This window comes from Staphylococcus sp. GDX8P80P (assembly GCF_017893095.1).
Lineage (GTDB): Bacteria > Bacillota > Bacilli > Staphylococcales > Staphylococcaceae > Staphylococcus > Staphylococcus borealis.
This window is the reverse complement of sequence record NZ_JAESMI010000109.1, coordinates 1-22,173: the sequence shown is the minus strand read 5'-3', so window position 1 is coordinate 22,173 and position 22,173 is coordinate 1. Positions and strand designations below refer to the sequence as shown.

The following is a 22,173-nucleotide window of genomic DNA, read 5'->3' as shown; positions in this document are numbered from 1 at the left end:
AAATTGACAACTCAACATATATACTAACCTTTTAGGTAGGTGACAGTAATCGTCAGGGTAGCGTTCTAATCGATTTTGATGCATTTCAGCACTTTTAACGTAATTAGTGAGCGGTAAGACTTCGGTCGCTATAAGATGATGATCTTCAATCGCATCAATAAAGGCTTGTGCTTCTTTAAGGTGTTTAGGATATTCACTATATAAACCAGTTCTATATTTTAAACCAATATCTTGACCTTGTTGATGAACGCTGTAAGGATCTATGATTTCGAATAGATAACCCATTAAGTCAGTAACTGATACTTTGTCAGGATCAAATTCTGTTTTAACAGCTTCTACGTAACCATCGTATTCTCCGTCTAAAGTATTCGTAATGCCGTTTGCTCTTCCACTAGTCGTATTGATAACGCCAGGCAGTGTGCGAATATATGCCTCTACACCGTATAAACAACCTCCAGCTAAATAAACGGTTTCCATAAGTTTCACTCCTTTAATTGATAATCATTCTCACTTAAAATAATAACGAATTAGATTTGTTTATTCAAATCAGAAGTGGTATTAATACATCATTCAAATGGTTGTCTTCATATTACAAAAGCTACCATGTTATATGGATAACTCAATAATTAAATAAAATTTATTAAATGATCCTTAAATTGAAAATAAAAAATATGTTAATTATTTCGAGATATGATCATCTGATTACTTCTAATTTATGAATTTTTTAAATTAATTTTATAAATAGGTTATAAACGGTCATATTATGTCACTCTAAATTTATATATTTATATAGTAAATAAAAAAATTAATGTGAGGTAATTAAATGAAAAAAATATTTATAATTTGTGTGACTATGCTTTTTATTTTAGCTGCTTGTGGAAATAAAGCAGATCGCATGAGTAATAAGAAAGAAGTATCATTTGGAGAAATGATGAATAGTCGTACAAAATGGTTTTTTGTAGTAAGTGGGTCAGAGGATTCTATTGGTAAAGATAATTTAGTCCAAACAATTATAAAATCTCATAATGGGGAAATTACTACATATAATTTAAATAATACGCCTTTATTTGATGATGGAACAATGAATGATATTACTCTAGGTAAGATTAGTAAAATGTCTGATAAAGAAATAGAAAAAGCAGCTGAGAAGGGACATAAAAGAACTATTAATAATCAAGGAATATATTCTCTGGCTTTATCTAAATATTTAAAAGGAGAAAATGTTTCTGACAGTGATGCTATAACTGAAGATTATAAGTTTGTAACTAAAAAGGAAAGAATTGGAAAACATACTATAGACGGTGATACTACTGAGTTCTCTCAAAATGATTACGATAAGAGTATGAAATATGTTAAAGAGGCTCAAAAAGAAGCAGATGATATATTTGAAAAAACAACTAAGCCTTATAAATTGAATATCAGAGTAACATCAGATGGTTCAGGAAATGAAACTACAAAAGAAGAATTTAATATTGGCACATTTGGTTATAGCTCATTTAATTTTTTCCAAAGTACTGGTGCACGTAGCAAACAAGATGTATTAGATTTATTAAGTGGAAATTATACGCCAGTTCATGATAGTTATGAATCATATAGTGGAGGAGGAGTTAAAAAAATATACGACACAAATTTTGCTTATATGGATAGTACTGAAAGTTCTGGAGATAAGTTAGTTACTAAAGTTGGAGATAAAGTAGAATCGGTCAAAAATGACAAGCCAAACACTAAATATGTCAAAGAGAAAAATGATTAAGATTACTTATAACTTTAATTTTTAATAAAAACAAGGGATTGATTAAATGATAAGAAATTATTTTTCTACACCAAAAATGCCACTATTTTTTTTCTATACTCCTTATACACTTGTATATATAGTCAAATTTATATTTATGGCACAAAACGATATAACAAGTTGGCTTGACTGGCTATGGAATATAGTAATATTTTTACTTGGTAGTTATACTTATGCTTGGTTAAGTTCGTATATATTAGATACAAAAGAAAATAGACTAATACGTTTCTTTTTTGCGAAAAGTGTTATATTTAGAAAAGACTTTGGAACTCTTGCTAAAATGTCATTTGATACTCATCGCCAGACAAATCGTACTTTAAAGTTTAAAACTGAGGGGGATAGAGTGCGTTTTCGTGAATCTTTTGAAACATATATTAAAGGAGCTTTTTTCAGTTTTATAATAGTTGTTGTTATTAAGTTTATTTTAGCATGGGTACTTCATCCAATATTTTGGGTTTCAATTATTATCCATCCAATTATTATGAAAAAATATCGTCAGAAAATATCAGAACAATTGGCAAGTGAATAGTGTAAAAAGAGATGGGAGCAAATCATATTTGTGGTTGCTCCCATCTCTTTTTATATACTCGTTATATCAACATTTCTGATGATATTAAACTCAGTTTCAATTAAATCTTCATCAAATAATCTATTAGACTGATTCTTTATAATTTCATCATTAAAATTTCTTACAAATCTTGCATTACTGTTGATCTTTTGTGTTTTAAATACGGATTTAAGTTTATCCTCATAAACTTTTTCATTAAAATCATATTCATTCAGTAATTTTTTACCAATTAAACATAATTCATAAATAGTATAGTCATCAAATATAATTTCATTTTTTATTCTAGATTCTAACCCGGGATTTATACTCATTAGTTCATCCATTTCTTTAGGATAACCAGCGAATATTATCATAATGTTCCCTCTATTATCCTCCATAAATTTTAAAATGGTTTCAATAGCTTCCACACCGTAGTCATTTTCTGATTTGCTATACAGTGTATATGCTTCATCGATAAATAAAACGCCGCCTAATGCGGATTTCAAAACTTTTTCGGTTTTGATGGCTGTTTGCCCAATAAAACCAGCAACTAAATCTTGCCTTGTGACCTCTACAAGCAAATCTTTTTTTATTACGTTCTTTTGGTATAAAATTTTTGCTATTAGTCTAGCAACGGTTGTTTTACCAGTTCCTGGATTTCCTTTGTAAATAGAATGTAAAGAATTATCTCCAACTTTAATTCCTTTTTTCTTTTTAACTTCATTTACAACATGAACATTGATAAAGTCTTTCGCTTGTTTTTTTGCGTTTGACAAACCAATTAAATCATTTAATTGGTTCATTGGATCAGGAATACTTACTTTTTGGGGTGATTTTTTTTCTATTACTTTTTTAATTTCTTGATCCTCGCTTTTAGTTTTTTTTGTTGGTTCTTCATCATTAAATAGTTTTTTAATATGTATTTCTTTATTTGAATTTATTGAAGAATTTTTATCTTGAAGAAATACATTGAAATCATTTGGAATATTATATTTGTTAATCGTAACCCTAGAGTTTAATAAATAAAGATTTGTAGTACTTAAATTCGAAATTACTTCTTCAATTTTTCCATTAGAGTAATGGAATCTAAAATACATCTCTTCATTAAATTTATTATTTAAATTTAACTTTTCAATAATTGTTGTAGAGTTGTTTGTAGTTGCAAGACTCGAAGTTTTAAGAACATTTGCTTCTAGATATGCTTTTTTGCCCATTCCAATTTTTGTTACTTCAGAATTATTAATTTTAGCTTGTCCACTGAAAGATATTTCGAGTAGATAAATATCTTTTGAATCAGAGGGGTCGTTGTAATCAAAATATGAATTATCCAAATAAAGCAAGGAATTGTTAATTAGAAATGCTGAAGCAGTACTATCAGAGAGTAAATTTGTATACGCGATAACTTCAGAATGCTTTATATTTATTTCGGAATTTTCTTTTATACTCCATTGATATTTAAAATAATTATTGTACAACTTGCAATTAAATATATTCCATTTACTATTAATCGAAAGAGTTCCTCCATAAATAGTGCTATTTTCTATTTCAACCATTCCATTAGTGCAATATGGACAAAGTGTAATGGAGTTTTTAATGATTAAATTACCACCATTATTAAAAATTGCTGTTTTATGAAATTTACTAAACATTTTATAAAAAGAAATATCATCAAGCTCTAAAGATCCTTGATCAATATCAAAAACTATATGTTTTTCTTGCGAATTTAGAGTGACATTCGATATGGATAAATTTCCTTTAATTAGAAATCTAAATCCACTTAAAGATTTCTTTTCGCTATCGATGCTTGTGATTTTTATATCCATACCTTTTGGTATTTCAAAAAGTGACATTGCCTCTTTATTATGATTGATATTGTCAATTAATATTGTATCTCCATACTGTGCATTTGTTATGGCATGAGTAAGTGTTGATTTTAGAAAGCCGTCGCCTACTTTAATTATTCTTCCCATTTTTCTGTCTCCTTGTAATAAGTTGAAAATTTTAATTAGTATTATTATATTGATTAAAAATTTCTTTCATTCTATCTAAAAAACTATCCACATATGTTTGGGGTGCAAGTATTTGTGCGAGTGACGCATGTTGATAGGCGATATAATAAGCATCTAATTTAGTACAAGCAATTTCAAAAATAAGCCAATCACACCCATTTTCTACAAACTTTGCTTCTTCATTATTTAATGCACGAATATTTTTGACGTTGTATATTTGTTTGAGTTCGTTACTTATTCCTTTTTGAACTCTAAATTTGACTAATTCTTTTGATTCAGACTTTTTCTTTGAAATTTGTTTTGTTATATGAAGGTCAGTTATATTACGAACTTTTATTTCATAAAAAGTATTGTTTTCTTCATAAGTTAACCAATAGTCATAGTTCATATATATTAAAGAATGTGGTGTTACAAACATATGCTTTTCTATATCTTTATTTTTGAACTCAATCATGTTTCCAGTTGCTATTGCTTTTTGTAAAATCATTAGTTCTTGACCAGGAAAAATATTGTCATATGCTTTTTCACGTATAGAAAAATGATTCAAAACGCTTTTCAAAGTCTTTATATTTTCAGTCTTACTATTTGATATAAGCTGTTCAAATAATTCATAAATACTTCTATGTAATTTAGGAGTTAAACTTTTTATACTTAACAACAGACCTAATGTGGCATAACCATCGCTAGTAAAAGTATTATTTTCTAGATAATAAAATGCATTATTATTGTTATCTTTCAACTTTATTTCAGTATTAACACCACCCCACGGAGAATCAAAATCTTCAAAAAATTCATTAATAACATCTATATCTCTTCTTAATGTTCTAACGCTCACTTGTGTTTTACGTAGCAATTTAGCGCGATTTATAGTCTCTCCATTAATCATTAATGAAAAAATATATAAAAGACGATTTTCTTTTTTCAAATTTATCTCACCTCGAAATATATCTTATGATATTAAAAGGTCATTTTATGACCGTTTAAAATGTTTAACTAAATACATAAATGATATATATTATGAAAATTTAATATCATAAGATATTTGAAAATAAAGTCAGAGGAGAGAATATAAATGAATGAAAATTTGTGGAACGAATTTGAAAATTTTTGGGATAAAAGTGAAATAAAAATAAAAGCTGAAGAATATCAATATTTGTATGACCATCCAGAAAATGTAAAAAATTTTTCTTGGATAAATAAAAAGGATAAATTAAATGAAAAATCGAAAGCAATTCATTGGGGAATTCCTAATCATGTTTTAGGAGATATAGGAAAAGCAAAGGTGATTGTTGGATTACTTAATCCTGGAACTCATATGAAAAGTCAAGCATCAGAGAAATGTGATACAGTAGGTGAATATATTAAAGAAGAAGTAAAAATAGAACAAAATAGTTCAAGGAAAGTACACTTTGATTCCAAAGAGGTTTATCAAGGTGATTTAAATGATAAAGAAAAGTTGCACACATTTTATTATGATCACATTTTATCTAAAGAGAATGTTATTTCGAAAGAATTGAAAACTTTATACAAAATGTATAAAGCAGATAGAAAGAATTTAGAATATTATTTAGAGAATAATGATGCGAATAAAAAAGATAATAATGAATCAAAAAAAGTGAGTACATATAAAGATTTTAGTTTAGTTGCATATTATTTAGCAAAGTATTATTCAAAAGTTTTTAGTGGATCAGAATCAAAATATAAGATTGCTATTAAACATTATCTCTCGATTTTTGACAAAATAAATAAGGCTAAATCGCTTGGGTATCAATCTGAAAAAGAATTTGAAAAGGCGCTTTATGATATTAAAATTTCTAATATTGAATTCATCCCTTACCGATCATTTGATAGTAATTCGCTAAAAAAATAGAGAATCTAGAAAGTAGTAACTTGAGTGCAAAAATTCTTATTAAAAAAATCTTAGATGACAAAGAAACAATTGTTATTTTGAGAAGTATTGATAAATGGGAAACTTTATTCAAAAGTATTTGTGATAAAGAAGGTATTAACTTTAAAAAAGATGTTGCGCCATCAATATATGTATTTAAAGGGCAAAGTGGCGCGATATCTGAGAATAACATAGCTCCTTATAAATCTGGAAATAACGGAAATATTAATAGTATTGAGAAAGTGATTTGTGAAATACATGATATTATAAGATTAAAAGATTTTGAAGCGTATTTAGATGATATTATTGCTAAATATAGTCAATAAATGGGGGATTACAATGTTTAAGCTAGTCGTTACTGATATGGATGGGACGTTTTTAAATTCAGAGAGTAGTTTCAATCGTGAGAAGTTTCAAAGTTTACTATCGGAGTTAAAGGATAAGGGTATTCGCTTTGCTTTTTGCACGGGAAAGCAAAATGAACGCGTGGATGCGATTGTGGGAGATTTGACGCAAGATGTGTTTATCATTGGGGATAGCGCATCTCGAATTAAAATCAATGATATGAATATTTATGCGAAGACATTTAGTAATCAACTTGGCCTACAGTTAATCAAGCGCATTAAGCACATTGATAAGCATTTAGTAATGATTGTTTGTACTGAAGATATGGCTTATGCGGAAAATCATATTTCTGAAAAAGAGAGACACATGGTTCTAGGTTCATATGAGAAAGTAACTTTTGTGGAAGATTTAAATACGATAGATCAAGATATGCTGAAAATTACGATTTTTGACATACAAGGTCAGTGCTTTGAACATGTTAAAAGTTTAAACAAATATGAGGATGATCTCTATATCGTTGCTGCAGAAGAGAATTGGATAGACATTACACACAAAGATGTCGATAAAGGAAAAACGATTCGCTTTCTACAACAATTATTAAATATCAGTAGCGAACAAACCATTGTATTTGGCGATGGCCTAAACGATATCCCTTTATTTGAAAATGCACGATATAAAGTTGCAATGGACAATGCTTATCCAGAACTAAAACGTAAAGCGAATTTGATCTCGATTGATAACGATAGAGACGGCGTCATCGAAACTTTGAATACGTTACTTGGCAATGAAGATAAGTAATTACTTTATGGCGAATTATTTTAAAAGAATATTGAAATAGCTGAATATAAAAGTAATAATGCCATGATGATATTAAAAGAAGTTTGATGTTTGTTTAACCAGTCATTAAATACACTACCGGCAAATGCCCAAACTAAGAGACAAGCCCAACCTATGAATACACTGATCATTAAATAGATTAGAATTGATGTTGAACCAGTGACTGACGGTATGATAAACGCACCAATCAACGTAATAAAAAATAATAATGACTTCATGTTTAATACTTGAAGAATAAAACCACTTTTAAAGCTGTGATAGGCATTGGAAGTGGTTCCTTTATTAGTAGAAGTTAAAATTTTATAAGCTAGATAAATTAAATACACAAATCCTAAGAATTTAAGGGGTGTCTCGATATAAGTAATCCACTGGCTAAATAGAAGTATGGCAATGTAGGACACTAAGCCTAGAAAAGCAAATCCAGAAAGAATACCTGTTATAAAAGACTTACCGCCACGTAATCCATATATTCTTGTCGTGTTCATCATAAATAAATTGCTTGGACCAGGTGTGATTGAAGTTACAAAGACATAGATTAAGAAAGAAAACACATTAGTCGCCTACCTTTTCTGTGCTATTATAGTAAGGATATGTATATAAGTAAAATTAATGTTAATAATAGATGAATTAATATAAGTAATACATAGGGAGGTTACATCATGGAAATGAGACAAGTAAAAATTATTAAGACGTTATTAGAAACAGGGAGCTATACTAAGACGGCTGAATTACTGAATTACACGCAATCCAATGTGACTCAGCAAGTTCAACTATTAGAAAAAACGTTAAACCAAAAGTTGTTTGATTATAATCATAAACAATTACTTTCGACATCATTTCTAAAGGATATCCTACCGATGATTAATCAAATTTATGATGCATCGCAACGGATTAAACAAGTGTCTGAGCATAATAATTTGATGCGTACGATAAGAATAGCAGCACCTGAATCATTAATGCTGACGGGGTTGAGTGAAGCGATTAAAAATATCATTCATCACTATCCTCATATCGATATTAATCTTCAAAATAATAGTTGCAGTATGAATCATCAAAAATTACTTGAGGATGAAGTAGATATAGCTTTCGTCTTAAATGACGGCGTACATCATGACAAATTAAATGCCACATTGATTTGTGAAGAGGATATTGTCGTCGTTGCGCATGCATAGGCGCCAGACCATTTTGATGAATTGTTAAAGCAGAAGCAATACAATCATTTTGTGATTAATGAAAAAGGATCAGTATATCGAAACATGTTTGAACAAATTGTGCGAGATTACCAATTAGATATCCATAAAACAACAGAGTTATGGAGTATTGGCGTCATTAAATCATTGTTATTAGATAATATTGGATTTTCATTTTTACCTTACCGTACAGTGAAACAGGAGGTAAGATCTCAACAATTAAAAGTCATCGAAACAGCATTTTCTATCAAAACGTTAGGGTCATATATACTGACAAAACCCTATCTTTGGAACAAAGATATAAATCAACTTATTATTGATGAGGTAGTTAAAGCACAAGGTGAAGGAGACGTTGTCTGATCAAGTATATGACTAGTTAAAAAGTAAGACCTTATCATCATTCAATACGTAGAGAACGTATCATAAATAAAACTGAAAAATAGTAAATAGTTACATAAATATACTCCATAAAGTTAGGTTTTAACCCATCTTTAAGGAGTATATTTGAATCGACATGTAGTTTTAAAGCAATTTCTGAGTAAATATAAACGATGATAAAGTAGTTAAGTATCTTTGTTATTTAGCTTTTTTTACATAAACGGCAGAAATTAGTGATACTAAACCAAATATGATAAATGCAATGAACATCCATATTGCGCCGTTCATAGTTAAGCCAGAGTTAGTATATAGTAACTCTTTTAAAGTATTTACATAGTGATAGAATGGGCTCCATGGTAAAATCCAATCTTGATAGAATTTTGGCAACATGACTTTAGGCAACATCACTGCTTGAATTGTGAAGAACAGATATATAATAAATATTGGAATAGCACCAAAGCCTATCCATACCATTAATCCTAGTATGAGTAGTGCAAATCCTAATATTGCAATTGCTATGAATAATGCTGTATCTAATGGGTGATTAAAATCAAAGTTCAATACTCCACCTGTGTAGTAGACATAGACAAATGCACCAGCGAAAGCAGCTATTGTTACTGATAAGATAACCTTACTTGTAAACCATAATTTATCTTTATGTGATGTTAATTTTTCTCTGTTTTTAAAGGTAAAGAATGATAGCACTGCGGTAATCATTGCTGCAAACCATATTGGTGTAAACATTGCTGAAGCACCATTTCCATTACCTTGGTGATCTTTAACTTCATTTAAAGTTGTTGTTTTAACTTCGACAGGATTCACAAATTGATTAAATTGCTTACTTGGTAAATCTATTTGATTTTTTGCTAATAACCCAACATTTTGCTTACTTATCTGATGATTAAGATTCTCTGTAATTTTACTTAATGCTTGTTGAGCAATGTTTGATACTTGAGCATGACTACCTTGATTAATGATGGTTTCTATGTGAGCTTGTTTTGGCTTTGGTATTTCTTGATCACCATTACCCATTTTTTCTTGCATTGCTTTAACTTGTTGTGATGACAGTTCACCAGATTTGATTTTTTCTTTAACCTCATGTTGTTTTTCAGTCATAATTTTACTTTGAGCATGACTAATTGCATGTTTAGAGAAATCTTTTTCAAAGACGATAGCGCCAATATATTTATTATCTTTTAGTCCTTGCTCAAGTTCATTTCTATTTTTTACGGTCTCCCACTTCAACGTCTTATTATCACTTTTCTTGAAATTATCTGCTAGATTCTTACCAATGTTAGTTGAATTACCTTGAACTTCAACACCCTTATCTTCATTTAGTATAGCTATTGGTATATTTTTAGGTTTCGGATTATATGCAGGATAAAAAGCAGTTGCTAAAATCATTAGAATTAATACGATTGCAATAGGGATGAACCAAACTAATTTCTTTTTCAATAAAATCTCCTCCTCATTTAACAACATCGTGTTGTTTATCATTCTATTTGTTATTATAATAGGCAGATAAGGAGATTCAATAATCAATAACGTCAAATGTGAATGTTAAACAACAATATAAGACAGAGTGTTGTCGTTATTTAATATATAGGGAGTGAGTTTATGGATCGTAGAGTAAAACGAACGATTACAAGTATTGAGAAGGGCTTTATTCAACTTTTAAAAAAATATAGTTTAGAAGAAATAACAATTCAACAGATTGCGGATGAAGCGGATATTAACCGTGCTACATTTTATAAATATTATATGGATAAATATGACTTATTAAGTCACTTAGAAGATAAAGAAATTGAACGTATGAAAGCAAATATTGATTATGATAGATTAGCTAATCAACAAATTAATGAGTTTAGTGATTTAAATAAGATTATCAATAATGTACCAAATAGCATCATTAAAATTGTTTTAAATAATATTGAATTATATGAAGTATTATTTAATCTAAAAAGGCAAAGTAAATTAGAAGAAAAATTATCAGATACGATTTCACAAAACTTATTAATTGCTTTAAATAATAAAATGACCATCAATCATATACCTTTTAGATATTTTCACAGTTACATTTCTGGAGCTATCATAACTACAATTAAATATTGGGTATTAGATTCAGAAAGAATTCCAGAAGAAGAAATCATGCATCATCTATATACACTCATGAGCACAGGTCCATTAGAACAATTAGTCATAGAACTATCAAAAAAATCTTAGGATTGTTTGTGCTTTTGGCAACATTTTTTATTCTTTTGTTACTAAACATACAGATTGATGGTTTTTGATTATTGTATAACAGGTTACTCGTAAATATTATTAGACACACAGGGGGAATGTAACATGTCTAATAATGTGTCAAATAACAAAACAAATAAAGAAAGTAAAAAAGTATTAATTGTAGGTTTAGGAATTAGTGGTATTTCTTCAGCAATAGCTTTAAAAAAGCAGGATGGGATCCTGTCATCATTGAGAAAGCCTCAGAACGGCGTAAAGGTGGCTATTTCTTGGCGCTATTTGGACTTGGTAGATCTGCTGCTCAAGATTTAGGAGCACTTCAATTCTTACATGATAGACGTAGTTCTACTTCTGTTAATTTCTCAATAGATAGAAATGGTATAACAGGTTATACGCTTGGATTTGCTGATATTCCGAGATCTTTTGCTCCATGGATGATGTTGCGTGGCGATATTGAGAACGCTGTCTATAAAGCGTTGCCAAATGATATCGAAATATTATTTGATACAGTGCCAGATACTATTTGGCAAAATTCATCTGAAGTAAGGGTGACTACTAAAAATCTTAAAACTAATATGAAATCTGAAAGTTCTTATGATCTTGTTATAGGTGCTGATGGGGTATTTTCTAAAGTAAGAGAATTAGCATTTGGTCCACATGAACAATATATTAAAGAATTAGATTATATGATTTGTGCGTATCAACTAACTGAAAACTCACCTGATTTAAAAATAGATCAAGGCGTTATTTTGCACGAAGTTAATAAATCATTTACTATATTTACGTTTAAAGATCATCCAGCAACCATATTATTTACGTATAAAGCTGATAATCCACAAGCGGAAAGAAAAAAAGATCCACGTGAAAGAATTAGAGAAGTATTTGGTAAACCTTATGGTAAATATATGGAATTTGCGTTGGAGCAATTAGATCAAGCTGATAACGTCATATTTAGCACAACTGACCAAGTAAAAATGCCATCATGGCATCGAGGTCGTGTCATACTAGTCGGTGACTCAGCATGGTGTCCAACACTCTATTCAGGAATGGGCGCAACATTAGGACTTGGTGGTGCTAATCTATTAGGAAAAGCATTACAAAAATATCCAGATAATATAGAGTATGCGTTAAATGAATGGGAAAGTATATTAAGACCAAAAGTTGAACAATTTCAAAAACAAGGTGCGACAACAGGCAGAAGAAATTTTGTATCTAAAAATGAAAAAGAAGTACAAAAAAGAGAGAACAGTATTAAATTAAGAAGAACATTAATGAAAAGTAATCTGTTTGGTAATTTATTAAAGTATACACCATCCATAAAAGCGCGTAATGCAGATCTCTCAAAAGAACTTTAGTATTTTATATAAGGATGAAAAACTTAAATAGCGAAGCAATTTACAATGGTAAATACGCTTTGCAATTTTTGTTTTTTATATCAGAAATTAATTCCAAAAGCTATTTCATTTTAATAGGTCGAGTAATTATTGTAATAAAAACAGCATCATTAATCAGAGGGTTTATTAAGTAGTTGCAGCCTACATTTAACCAACTAACAAACAAATTCATATCAATATTTTTAAATTTATCGCTTGCCATAGAGTTAACTCCATAGTTTATAGTGAGATTATTAAATTTAGGGAGTTGAAATAATGGAAACTTTAAAAAATAGAAAATGACGTTGAAATTCCAGTGTTAGGCTTTGGTGTGTATCAAATTCCTCAAGAAGAAACTAAAGAAGCGGTTGAAAATGCAATTAAAGTTGGCTATAGACATATTGATACTGCGCAAAGTTATCAAAATGAAACAGAAGTTGGAGAAGGTATCAAAGCTTCTGGTATTGATAGAAAAGAACTATTTATTACGACAAAAGTTTGGATAGAAAATGTGAATTATGAAGATACACTAAAATCGGTAGAACGTTCACTTCAAAGACTTGATATGGATTATATCGATTTAGTACTTATTCATCAACCTTACAATAAAGTAAAAAGGCAGGGAACTAATGTGAGTATTGCATCACATTAGTTTCCTGCCTTTAATTTTAATGGTTATTATTCTACATCTTCATCATCATTACCAATACCATCATGAGCTGTTGACATACCTGGTCCACCGACGTCGCCTCTAGGGTTATTTGGATTATATCCAATACCTTCTTGTTCCGCTTTAGATAAATGATCTAGTTCTTGTTGACTCATCTTATATCCTTGATGTTCTATAGATGTTGCAGTGCCTGAATTTGGTTGGGCTACACTTCCTTGTTGTGTTTGTGTTGCGTTAGTATTTGATACTACTCCAGTAGATGCGCTTTGAGCGTTGGTAGTTTGTTCAGTAGTATCGTTCCCATTTGATTCATTGATGTTTGTTTGCATCGTTTCATCCTCTTGTTTTTCTTCTTTTTTCTGTTCTTTTTTAGATTTATTATCATTGTTCTGATTTTTATTTGCACTATGTGCTTTTGTATTAGCGTTAGTTAAGATATCTTTACCAAAGCTCACTCCGAATACAACTAGCCCAATTAGAATAACGGATAGAATTGAAATAATTAATATGTTAATAATTTTTTGCATATAATACTCCTTATTTTGAAAATAATAAATTAATTTTACCTTTTAATTAAATATTTGACTACTGTAATTAAATAATATTTCAATATAGCAACGCCTATTAATTATATATTATAAATATTTGTAAATTCTTTAAAAACAAATAGTATTTTGATGAAAAATAAATTAAAATATTTGTATTAATAATAATCAAAAATAAGGAGTGCAACTAAATGGAATGTTTAGCTTGTGGTGGTAATGTCAATCGTGATGATAAATTCTGCCAGCATTGTGGTCATGATTTAATGACTGATAACTTGAAAGCCATGGACCAAGAGGACATCTTAACGTCTTTAACGTGTCCTACTTGTCATCAAAAGGTAGATGAGAGTGACAAGTTCTGTACGCATTGTGGCTATGATTTAACACATACGGATAATCAGACAATGCAAGGGGCTTATATTCATAACAATCAACAAGTCGAAATGACAGAAAATATGAATTTAGCATATGAGGCAAAGAATTTATTTAATAATACAACGAAATCAATTGGTAGAATCGCCGGTAATGAAGAAGTGTTGAGTTTAAATTTAAAAGACATGTTTTCAGAAGTATTCAAATCTCATGCTAAGCATGAATCTGATGACATTTTTATTGCTGGTACGAGAAATACGACACCACACATTAAAGATGTATCACAAGAATGGGCTAAGCCATGGGTCTTTTCACGTGTGTTTTTAGCTTTAGGTATCACTTTTATGGTCTTATTAATTTTAGTTAATACATTTGCGAATACGAATGCGTTACCTGGATTGATCTTTATAGGTGCACTCATTGTTCCTATTTCAGGTCTGATATTTTTCTATGAATCTAATGCGTTTCAGAATATTAGTTTCTTTGAAGTATTGAAAATGTTTTTCATAGGTGGGGTGTTCTCGCTACTAAGTACGATTATTTTGTATCATTTTGTCTCTTTTAGTGATGAATTAGAAACTTATGGAATCATGACGATTACTGACGCGTTCTTAATAGGATTAGTTGAAGAACTTGGTAAAGCCATTATAGTTATCTTATTTATTAACTATCTTAAAACAAACAAGATACTAAATGGTCTATTGATTGGTGCTTCTATAGGCGCAGGTTTTGCTGTATTTGAAACAGCAGGATATATCTTGAATTATGGGATTTTGAGTACTGGTACACCAGATTTAACTGAGATTATGGATATTACTATTTTAAGAGGTTGGTCAGCAATTGGTGGTCATTTAGTATGGGCGGCTATCATTGGTGCGGCAGCAGTTATTGTTAAAGATGCGCGTCATTTTACCTGGGCTAATATTTTAGATAAACGTTTTCTATTTTTCTTTTTTGTATCTGTAATTCTCCATTGTATTTGGGACACTGATATAACAGTTTTAGGTAGTAGTAATTTGAAAATGATTTTCCTAATCATTATTGCATGGATTTTTGTATTTATATTAATGAAATCTGGACTTAATCAAGTAAACCAAATTCAAAATGATTATCTAGAAATGGAAGGAAGATAGTGCTAAATGAGATACTGTACAAATTGTGGACACAAAATCAATGACAATCAATCATTTTGTAATAACTGTGGGACTAAGCTACATGATGCTCAAAGCAATCAACAAAGCAATCAACAAAGTGATCAACCGAACAACCAACATGACAATCAATCAAGTAATCAACGAAATAATCAACATAGCCATCAACCAAATAACCAATACAGTAATCACAATAGAATTGCCAGAAATAGAGAAGTAAATGATCGATACGCATATCATTATCAAGATAATAGCCAAAATAAGCGTTCTGGGTTTGGAAACGTGTTATTAGCCATACTTGCAGTCGTTATTTTAGGTTTACTCGTATATGGGCTTTATTTTGCTTATCATCAATTAACTGGTCATAACAGTTCTGATGATACGACACAAAGTCAAAGTTCAGATACTTCAGATAGTAGTTCTGAAGGAGCGCAAATTGATATTTTTAGTGATGCATTTGACCAAGCCTATACGAAAGCACCTTCTAAAGACGGCTATGCAGAAATATACAACGGTATGAGTCGCTCAGGTGTTGAAACGAAATACGGACAATCGAATGGCACAGTCTATTTACAAGGTAGTACATATGAAAAGTATGGAGATATAGCTGTTTTATATGATGAACACGATGATGTGAGCCAAGTCATTATCACACCAAGTAATATAACGGAAGACGACTACATTGAACATTACGGTGAACCTGACGATAGAGAAGGCAATACGCTCATTTATGATACTTACAAAGATAATGATTTTAGTGTCTTAGTAACAATTAAAGATGGCATGGTATTAGCTATAGAGAATGTCGATCAATTACCAAGTAATAATTCAGATGATAGCGATAGTGATGAAGTATCAAGTACAAGTGAAGCAAGAGCCATTGCGAATGATGTGTTAGATAGTAGTGATTGGATACACTCAGTCGATGCAGGTGAATTCAGTTATAGAGTTAATTATGGTAAAGAAAATGAAGATAAAGCCCATCGAGCAATTATAGTAGAGAAAAGTGATGGTAGCACATCTGAATGGGATGGCGAAGAGTGGGATTATTAGGACAATATAAAAAATTAAGGGGATAGGTAGATGAAAGAAAATATTCAAAAACGATTAGTCAAAACGACAATTAAGACATTCATTGCTTGCCAAGGCATGATTGCGGTAGGCATGCTTACACATACTCTAGGTGATAATCAGCAGAAAGCTTTTGCGGCTGAGAATAAAATAAATAATCAACTAGCGACGTCAAAAGACTCAGTTCAACAAAATCAAACGAATAGTAAAGTTCAAAATAACATTAATAAGACTACTGGCAGTCTAAATAATGTTAAAAATAAGCAACAAACATATACAAATGTAAATGCAACACAACAAAAACAGCATATACCATTAACTAAGTCAGATGTGGGGACTTCAAAACAATCAATCATTCCTAAGAGTGATGCACCACAAGTCAACACTTCAAAAATACAAAAAAGCACTAGTAATTTACAATCAACAAAGGTAACAACCGCACCTACTAAGGAAATAAATAACAAAAAATTAGTTAAGCAAGAACAATTAAATACTGCATCAAATAATACTAAAAATGTAAACACACCAATCAAATACAATAGTAATGCAAACAAATCACTTCAGAACATCGTTGCACCAAAAGCGACGACACCACAAATTAAAGTGAATAGAAAATATACAGTTTCATCTAATGCTACAAGTGATCAAGAAAAAGAAATTAGAAGAATTAAAAAATATAATGATGAACGAATGAGTTATATACAGGGAAATAGCACTTACAAATATGGACATGGCGATACTACGTATCAAGGTATATTAGGAATAGAAACAGATAAAGTAACATATAAACCGGGTGAAACAGTAAGAATATATACGGAACATAATAAAGATTTTGTTAAACCAATCTACAATGAAGCTAAACTTTTTTCTCATCGATTAGGTGGTTGGAATGGAATGGACCCGCCTTATTATTTTGATAGAACAGCTTACATAGGACGTACAACTCGATTCTACAAGAAACCTAATGGCAACTGGGAATCATTAATTGAAATTAAATTACCAGATAAAATGGTGGATGAGGCATTTGATTTAGATATCAATTGTTGGAATGATAATTATGATAGTAACTCTGAGAGTAACTTCAATCATATTGTAATTAAAGTAATCAATGATAGTACAGCAGATCCGTTAGGTGGTTATGATGGTTCAGCATTTGATGCTTCATCAACACGTAAAGCAGACTATGATGATCCAAAAGTGGTGAACATTAACTTAGATAAGAAAGTGTATAATCCAAATGATATTGTGACGCTTACGGCTGAGATTGAAGAGGAAAGTGATTTGATGTTTGCAAGTGCGGATATGTCTACAGTTGAACCATATGGCTATGAAAGAGGAACACACCAATACATTCCAATGCAGTTTACACATTCTACAAGAACATTGACGCTACTGGACAATGGTAACTGGCAAGTTAAATTCCAGTTTAAACTTCCGGATTATATTAAGACAGGTGTTGTGAACATAAATCAAATATTAGCTGCTGATAAATATGGTAATGAAATGAGATATAATCCTGTGTTCGCTAACAACGAACTAAATGGTCAATTTAAAGTTGAAAGAACAGAGAATGTACAATCATTTTCAGCAGATCCTGTTGCAGACTTTTCAACGGAAATAAGAGGTAAAGCTACTTCAGGAATGACGATGTATGCTTATGTGAATGGTAAAAAGATAGGGCAAGCGCCAGTAGTAGATGGCAAATATTTTATGAAAATACCTAAACAATTGGCGAATAGCAAAATTCAACTTTACACAGTTAATAAATATAAAAATAAAAGTAAAATCATAACAATAACAGTGTTAGATAAGACAGCACCTAAAAAGCCAACAGTCAGCAAGATGGCGCCAAGAACGATTTCTGGCAAAGGTGAAAAAGGGTCAATCGTTTATATTTACAAAGGTTCTACTAAATTAGGAAGTGCTACTGTTAATTCTAAAGGAACATATGCGATTAACATTAGACCACAGAAAAAAGGAACAGCACTTGTTATGTATGCCAAAGATAAAGCGAATAATAAGAGTGCTTCTTTAAAGTTAAAAGTAAAATAAATCAAAAATGAAACAACGATGCATTGTGAACTTCACGAAAACATATTACGATTGTAGTAACAAAACTTTCAAAAGGGGCGCTATCTTTGGAAGAAATTAATTTGTTAGAAGATAAACAATTGGCGAATAAGCTAGCTATATATTCTTATATTAGCTTTGTCGTTTTTGGTATCATTTTTTATATTATTATGAAGTTTTCGGATGCACCTAAATTTTTTGATTCTTTGTTAGTTAATGCATTATTCGTGATTATTCTTATTGTACTAATGTTTGTTATTCATGAGTGTATTCACGGCGTATGTTTCAAACTATTTTCTCCTAAGAATAAAGTCTACTTCGGTGCAGCTAACGGTATGATTTATTGTGCGATACCAGGCGGGACGTTTACACCGCTCACATTTTTAATTAGTAGTATCGCACCGTTTGTCATTATCACAATGCTATTTATAGTGACGTTATTTTTAGGGTGGTTTCCACGGGGGCTCTTTTTCTTCTTCGCCACATTTCATGCAGGATGTTGCGCTGGTGATTTCTATTGGGTTTGGAAAATGATTAAAGCTCCGAAAGATGCAACCATTGAAACAACGGATAAAGGCATTATTATCCATTCATAATTAAGATATGTTTAATAAATTTTTTAAAAGCATCCAACATCAAATGACCTGTTGGGTGCTTTTAGTTTTATAATACCAACGCTATATCATCTAACTGCTTGCCAATGACTACCAAATATAAAGGGACGTCTGATTTAAATTGAACGGGTGTTAATTCCATCTCTCCTTCAGCATACTGAACTAGATGTATCAATTCATGATCTGTAAAACGAACAAATCCTTTCACACGGTAAACTTGTTGTGGGAGTTGGGTTAATCTTTCAATTAACGCTGCTTTCGTTTGTGAGAGAGGTGGTTCTATTAACTGATGATTGATTGCGTGATGGAGCGTACCACTTTGTTTAACATCCAAATGTTTCACGTTTAACAATGTATTTAAAGATAATTCGCCCCATTGTCCTACTTGTATATTTGCCTCTCCATTAATAACCTCCAGGTGTCTTAATAGACGAGCAATCTGTTCGACATCAGCGATATCAATCTTATTCACAAATAATGTAGAACAATGACTTAACTGTTCATAGAATAACGCTTGAATATCTCTAGGGTATGTTTCCAATTGCGCATATAGTTTCGTATCAATAATACCAAGCATGCTTCTTATTGTAGTGATTGGTGCTAAGACAGGTGTCAAACAGGCATCGACAACAGCCAATAGTTCTGCCACACCACTGCATTCAATGAATACTAGATCTGGTTGATGTGCTAAATATAATTCGTGTAGTTGTTGAGATACGTCGGACTTCATAGCGCAGCAAATGCAGCCTTCCACAATTTCGCTTATAGGGATAGCGGGATGGATGAGTTGACTATCGACGCTCATTTTTCCAAATTCATTTATAATTAATGCGGTTTTTAAATTATGATCCAAGGCGTCTGTAATCAGATGATTTAATGTCGTTGTCTTGCCACTGCCTAAGAAACCCCCAACAATAATAATCTCCATAATAAACTCCTAACTATGAATGAGACGAGTGATGTCATTCATGATTTTAAATAACGATTATGATAAAGGAAATAGATCCAAGTTTTTAAATCGTAATAGTTACTATTTGAAAAGTATATCGAAACATATAATCATTTTCAAAATAAAATGAATAGATAAAGATAGATTAAACCTATTTCTATTGTCAGAGTTTTAAGATTTTAAAAATTAGCATTGACAATTACACCATTTAATGTGAATAATAAAACGTAACGATTTTGATTTAGGAGATGTGTACATGTTTAAGAAGAGTATTATTTTATTATTCGTGGCTGTTTTAACGTTATCACTTGCAGCATGTGGCAAAGGCGATAGTGAAAAGTCATCTGATCATAAAGGTAAATTAGAAGTTAAGACGACAGTTTATCCATTAAAATCATTTGCACAACAAATCGGTGGTAAATATGTTGATGTTGAATCAGTTTATCCAAACGGAGTAGACCCACATACATATGACCCAAGTCAAAAACAAATGGTTGATATCGGCAAATCAGATTTATTCGTATACACAGGTGACAATTTAGACCCTGTAGCTAAGAAGATTGCCAAAGCAATTAATGACAAAGATAAAACATTATCTTTAGAAGCAGCATTAGACAAAAATAGTGACTTATTAAAAGGTGAAGAACACGAACATGAGCATGAACATGGTGAAGAACATGACCATGATCATGGCGAAGAGCACGAACATCATCACCATGGTAAATATGACCCACATATTTGGTTAGATCCTGTCATTAGCCAAAAATTTGCTAAAGAAATTAAAGATGAATTAGTTAAGAAAGATAGTGAACATAAAGATTACTATGAAGATAACTATAAAAAATTAGTTAAAGACTTAAAAGGCATCGATAAAGATATGAAACAAGCAGTTAAAGGTAATGAAGGTAAAACAGTTTATATCTCACATGATTCTATCGGTTACTTAGCAGATAGATACAATTTCAAACAAGAAGGTATTCAAAATATGAATGCTGAAGAACCTAGCCAAAAAGATTTAACAAACATTGTTAAACAAATTAAAGAAGATAAAGTCAAATATATCTTAGCTGAAGAAAATGTATCGAACAAAGTTGCAGAGACAGTGAGAAAAGAAACAAATGCAGAAACAATCAAATTCTACAATATGGGCTCACATACGAAACAACAAGATGACGATAAAAATACGTATCAATCATTTATGAAAGAGAACGTTAAAGCGATTGAAAAAGCCCTTAAAAATGAATAATATGATTTAAAATACAAGGTGACAGACCTTCGTGTATAGATCTCATGACAAGCGTCATGAGGTCTTTTTAAATAAATTAGAAAACTTCTTTTGACAGAAGAAAATATCTCTGATACTTTAAAGTAGAACGACTATTATATTTTTAAATGAGTGATAATGATGTCGAAGAAGAAAAAAGATTTATTAGAAGTTGCCGAGCGACTGTTTTATGAATATGGATTCAATGGTGTAGGTTTAAAGCAAATTATACAGGAAGCCAACGTGGCAACGATGACTTTATATAATCATTTTGAATCAAAAGAGCATCTTGTTGAAGAAGTATTAAAACAGCGGGAAGAACGCTATTGGGAGTATTTAGATAGTTATGTAAGTAATCATCCAGAACAACCCTTTATTAGTGCGGTCAAAGCACATTGTAAATGGTTGAAAGATTACTCATATATGGGTGATTTATTTCTACGTGCGATAGAAGATTATGCAGATACAGATAATAACATTGAAGAAATCGCAAGAGGACATAAAAAGCGATTATTAGAATATTTAGAACAACTAGCTATCAGTAGTGGATTGAAGAATGCGCATGATCTTGCGAGTCGATATACGTTGCTTATGGAAGGAGCGACGTCAATGACGACACTTATCGGTGTTGAAGAAGCATCTAGTCATGCCTTATATATCGCACAGTTGTTTATAGAGGAAGCTGTCGCAGAGTAAATCTGCAACAATACATCGAGTGTGGGACAAAATTTCTACAATTCATTTCGTTATCGCCTAGCTTGTAGAATTTCTTGATGAAATTCTCTTTGCTGAGGCCCCGCCGGCAAGGTTGACCAAATTAAAGGAGCTTGTTACAAGTGCATGTTTAATTGGCTCTACGTCAAATCG

General features: G+C 30.9%; 23 protein-coding genes and 1 pseudogene. 17 read left to right on the top strand and 7 right to left on the bottom strand.

Going from position 1 to position 22,173, the window contains the following annotated elements:
• Window positions 1-477 (bottom strand): peptide-methionine (S)-S-oxide reductase (locus tag KA858_RS09715; RefSeq protein WP_210135549.1); only part of this gene is annotated, 477 nt, incomplete at its 3' end.
• A 346-nt stretch (window positions 478-823) separates the two neighbouring features.
• On the opposite strand from KA858_RS09715, the gene KA858_RS09710 reads away from it, so the two are divergent.
• Both KA858_RS09710 and KA858_RS09705 read left to right on the top strand, forming a co-directional pair.
• Window positions 824-1,753 carry a hypothetical protein gene (locus KA858_RS09710; protein ID WP_210125980.1) on the top strand — a complete coding sequence of 310 codons (930 nt, stop codon included), beginning with the start codon at window positions 824-826 and terminating at the stop codon, window positions 1,751-1,753.
• A gap of 46 nt (window positions 1,754-1,799) precedes the next feature.
• Window positions 1,800-2,321 carry a hypothetical protein gene (locus KA858_RS09705; protein ID WP_210135548.1) on the top strand — a complete coding sequence of 174 codons (522 nt, stop codon included), beginning with the start codon at window positions 1,800-1,802 and terminating at the stop codon, window positions 2,319-2,321.
• Between the two features lie 50 nt (window positions 2,322-2,371).
• Here the strand turns inward: KA858_RS09705 and KA858_RS09700 are convergent, their stop codons facing one another.
• Window positions 2,372-4,309 (bottom strand): AAA family ATPase, encoded by a 1,938-nt coding sequence (locus KA858_RS09700; protein ID WP_210125981.1) that lies wholly within the window; start codon window positions 4,307-4,309, stop codon window positions 2,372-2,374.
• Window positions 4,310-4,340: 31 nt separating this feature from the next.
• Window positions 4,341-5,273, bottom strand: coding sequence for a helix-turn-helix transcriptional regulator (locus KA858_RS09695; RefSeq protein WP_107629398.1), 933 nt, complete (start codon window positions 5,271-5,273; stop codon window positions 4,341-4,343).
• A gap of 147 nt (window positions 5,274-5,420) precedes the next feature.
• Between KA858_RS09695 and KA858_RS09690 the strand changes: the two genes are divergently transcribed.
• The 3 genes from KA858_RS09690 to KA858_RS09685 are packed head-to-tail and all read left to right on the top strand — an operon-like array spanning window position 5,421 to window position 7,379.
• Window positions 5,421-6,218 carry a hypothetical protein gene (locus KA858_RS09690; RefSeq protein ID WP_245342083.1) on the top strand — a complete coding sequence of 266 codons (798 nt, stop codon included), beginning with the start codon at window positions 5,421-5,423 and terminating at the stop codon, window positions 6,216-6,218.
• Between the two features lie 20 nt (window positions 6,219-6,238).
• A complete protein-coding gene (locus KA858_RS12915; RefSeq protein ID WP_245342082.1) occupies window positions 6,239-6,562 on the top strand; it encodes a hypothetical protein in 324 nt (107 codons plus the stop codon).
• Window positions 6,563-6,575: 13 nt separating this feature from the next.
• Entirely contained in the window at window positions 6,576-7,379 is an 804-nt protein-coding gene (locus KA858_RS09685; protein WP_210125983.1) for a Cof-type HAD-IIB family hydrolase, read from the top strand.
• A 20-nt stretch (window positions 7,380-7,399) separates the two neighbouring features.
• On the opposite strand, the gene KA858_RS09680 is transcribed toward KA858_RS09685, so the two are convergent.
• Entirely contained in the window at window positions 7,400-7,969 is a 570-nt protein-coding gene (locus KA858_RS09680; RefSeq protein ID WP_053030208.1) for a LysE family translocator, read from the bottom strand.
• A gap of 108 nt (window positions 7,970-8,077) precedes the next feature.
• Here KA858_RS09680 and KA858_RS09675 point away from each other — a divergent pair, with 108 nt between their 5' ends.
• Window positions 8,078-8,590 carry a LysR family transcriptional regulator gene (locus KA858_RS09675; protein ID WP_210125984.1) on the top strand — a complete coding sequence of 171 codons (513 nt, stop codon included), beginning with the start codon at window positions 8,078-8,080 and terminating at the stop codon, window positions 8,588-8,590.
• Between the two features lie 84 nt (window positions 8,591-8,674).
• On the top strand, window positions 8,675-8,968 hold the full coding sequence (locus tag KA858_RS09670) for a type 2 periplasmic-binding domain-containing protein (protein ID WP_210135547.1): 294 nt from the start codon (window positions 8,675-8,677) through the stop codon (window positions 8,966-8,968).
• 216 nt (window positions 8,969-9,184) lie between these two features.
• Here KA858_RS09670 and KA858_RS09665 read toward each other — a convergent pair whose 3' ends face one another.
• Complete coding sequence (locus KA858_RS09665; RefSeq protein WP_210125986.1) at window positions 9,185-10,441, bottom strand: YhgE/Pip domain-containing protein; 1,257 nt, start codon at window positions 10,439-10,441, stop codon at window positions 9,185-9,187.
• 162 nt (window positions 10,442-10,603) lie between these two features.
• On the opposite strand from KA858_RS09665, the gene KA858_RS09660 reads away from it, so the two are divergent.
• The 4 genes and pseudogenes from KA858_RS09660 to KA858_RS09645 form a co-directional block, all read left to right on the top strand.
• The gene (locus KA858_RS09660) at window positions 10,604-11,209 is read left to right on the top strand and encodes a TetR/AcrR family transcriptional regulator (protein WP_210125987.1); all 606 of its coding nucleotides are present in this window, start codon (window positions 10,604-10,606) and stop codon (window positions 11,207-11,209) included.
• A gap of 123 nt (window positions 11,210-11,332) precedes the next feature.
• Window positions 11,333-11,539, top strand: coding sequence for a hypothetical protein (locus tag KA858_RS09655; RefSeq protein WP_210125988.1), 207 nt, complete (start codon window positions 11,333-11,335; stop codon window positions 11,537-11,539).
• Entirely contained in the window at window positions 11,497-12,582 is a 1,086-nt protein-coding gene (locus KA858_RS09650; RefSeq protein ID WP_210135546.1) for an FAD-dependent monooxygenase, read from the top strand. Before KA858_RS09655 ends, KA858_RS09650 begins: the two co-directional genes overlap by 43 nt.
• 310 nt (window positions 12,583-12,892) lie before the next feature.
• Window positions 12,893-13,213 (top strand): annotated as a pseudogene (locus KA858_RS09645) (aldo/keto reductase); the annotation flags it as partial.
• A gap of 65 nt (window positions 13,214-13,278) precedes the next feature.
• Here KA858_RS09645 and KA858_RS09640 read toward each other — a convergent pair.
• Complete coding sequence (locus KA858_RS09640) at window positions 13,279-13,797, bottom strand: hypothetical protein (protein ID WP_210125990.1); 519 nt, start codon at window positions 13,795-13,797, stop codon at window positions 13,279-13,281.
• Between the two features lie 209 nt (window positions 13,798-14,006).
• Between KA858_RS09640 and KA858_RS09635 the strand changes: the two genes are divergently transcribed.
• The 4 genes from KA858_RS09635 (at window position 14,007) to KA858_RS09620 (ending at window position 19,075) form a co-directional block, all read left to right on the top strand.
• Window positions 14,007-15,320 (top strand): PrsW family glutamic-type intramembrane protease, encoded by a 1,314-nt coding sequence (locus KA858_RS09635; RefSeq protein ID WP_107629389.1) that lies wholly within the window; start codon window positions 14,007-14,009, stop codon window positions 15,318-15,320.
• A 6-nt stretch (window positions 15,321-15,326) separates the two neighbouring features.
• Entirely contained in the window at window positions 15,327-16,391 is a 1,065-nt protein-coding gene (locus KA858_RS09630) for a zinc ribbon domain-containing protein (protein WP_210125991.1), read from the top strand.
• A 30-nt stretch (window positions 16,392-16,421) separates the two neighbouring features.
• Entirely contained in the window at window positions 16,422-18,461 is a 2,040-nt protein-coding gene (locus KA858_RS09625) for an Ig-like domain-containing protein (RefSeq protein WP_210125992.1), read from the top strand.
• A gap of 86 nt (window positions 18,462-18,547) precedes the next feature.
• Window positions 18,548-19,075 (top strand): DUF3267 domain-containing protein, encoded by a 528-nt coding sequence (locus KA858_RS09620; RefSeq protein ID WP_053030197.1) that lies wholly within the window; start codon window positions 18,548-18,550, stop codon window positions 19,073-19,075.
• A 67-nt stretch (window positions 19,076-19,142) separates the two neighbouring features.
• Here KA858_RS09620 and KA858_RS09615 read toward each other — a convergent pair whose 3' ends face one another.
• On the bottom strand, window positions 19,143-20,021 hold the full coding sequence (locus KA858_RS09615; RefSeq protein WP_210125993.1) for a CobW family GTP-binding protein: 879 nt from the start codon (window positions 20,019-20,021) through the stop codon (window positions 19,143-19,145).
• Window positions 20,022-20,298: 277 nt separating this feature from the next.
• Here KA858_RS09615 and KA858_RS09610 point away from each other — a divergent pair, with 277 nt between their 5' ends.
• Both KA858_RS09610 and KA858_RS09605 read left to right on the top strand, forming a co-directional pair.
• Complete coding sequence (locus KA858_RS09610; RefSeq protein ID WP_210125994.1) at window positions 20,299-21,288, top strand: metal ABC transporter solute-binding protein, Zn/Mn family; 990 nt, start codon at window positions 20,299-20,301, stop codon at window positions 21,286-21,288.
• 159 nt (window positions 21,289-21,447) lie between these two features.
• Complete coding sequence (locus tag KA858_RS09605) at window positions 21,448-22,002, top strand: TetR/AcrR family transcriptional regulator (protein WP_107629383.1); 555 nt, start codon at window positions 21,448-21,450, stop codon at window positions 22,000-22,002.
• Window positions 22,003-22,173: the final 171 nt, after the last annotated feature.

Excerpts from the sequence above, each read along its gene's own strand:
- KA858_RS09690 (WP_245342083.1), top strand. The coding sequence starts at position 5,421 with ATGAATGAAAATTTGTGGAACGAATTTGAAAATTTTTGGGATAAAAGT.
- KA858_RS09605 (WP_107629383.1), top strand. The coding sequence starts at position 21,448 with ATGTCGAAGAAGAAAAAAGATTTATTAGAAGTTGCCGAGCGACTGTTT.
- KA858_RS09630 (WP_210125991.1), top strand. The coding sequence starts at position 15,327 with ATGAGATACTGTACAAATTGTGGACACAAAATCAATGACAATCAATCA.
- KA858_RS09685 (WP_210125983.1), top strand. The coding sequence starts at position 6,576 with ATGTTTAAGCTAGTCGTTACTGATATGGATGGGACGTTTTTAAATTCA.
- KA858_RS09670 (WP_210135547.1), top strand. The coding sequence starts at position 8,675 with ATGTTTGAACAAATTGTGCGAGATTACCAATTAGATATCCATAAAACA.
- KA858_RS09660 (WP_210125987.1), top strand. The coding sequence starts at position 10,604 with ATGGATCGTAGAGTAAAACGAACGATTACAAGTATTGAGAAGGGCTTT.
- KA858_RS09655 (WP_210125988.1), top strand. The coding sequence starts at position 11,333 with ATGTCTAATAATGTGTCAAATAACAAAACAAATAAAGAAAGTAAAAAA.
- KA858_RS09625 (WP_210125992.1), top strand. The coding sequence starts at position 16,422 with ATGAAAGAAAATATTCAAAAACGATTAGTCAAAACGACAATTAAGACA.
- KA858_RS09640 (WP_210125990.1), bottom strand. The coding sequence starts at position 13,797 with ATGCAAAAAATTATTAACATATTAATTATTTCAATTCTATCCGTTATT.
- KA858_RS09705 (WP_210135548.1), top strand. The coding sequence starts at position 1,800 with ATGATAAGAAATTATTTTTCTACACCAAAAATGCCACTATTTTTTTTC.
- KA858_RS09635 (WP_107629389.1), top strand. The coding sequence starts at position 14,007 with ATGGAATGTTTAGCTTGTGGTGGTAATGTCAATCGTGATGATAAATTC.
- KA858_RS09700 (WP_210125981.1), bottom strand. The coding sequence starts at position 4,309 with ATGGGAAGAATAATTAAAGTAGGCGACGGCTTTCTAAAATCAACACTT.
- KA858_RS09610 (WP_210125994.1), top strand. The coding sequence starts at position 20,299 with ATGTTTAAGAAGAGTATTATTTTATTATTCGTGGCTGTTTTAACGTTA.
- KA858_RS09710 (WP_210125980.1), top strand. The coding sequence starts at position 824 with ATGAAAAAAATATTTATAATTTGTGTGACTATGCTTTTTATTTTAGCT.
- KA858_RS09675 (WP_210125984.1), top strand. The coding sequence starts at position 8,078 with ATGGAAATGAGACAAGTAAAAATTATTAAGACGTTATTAGAAACAGGG.
- KA858_RS09615 (WP_210125993.1), bottom strand. The coding sequence starts at position 20,021 with ATGGAGATTATTATTGTTGGGGGTTTCTTAGGCAGTGGCAAGACAACG.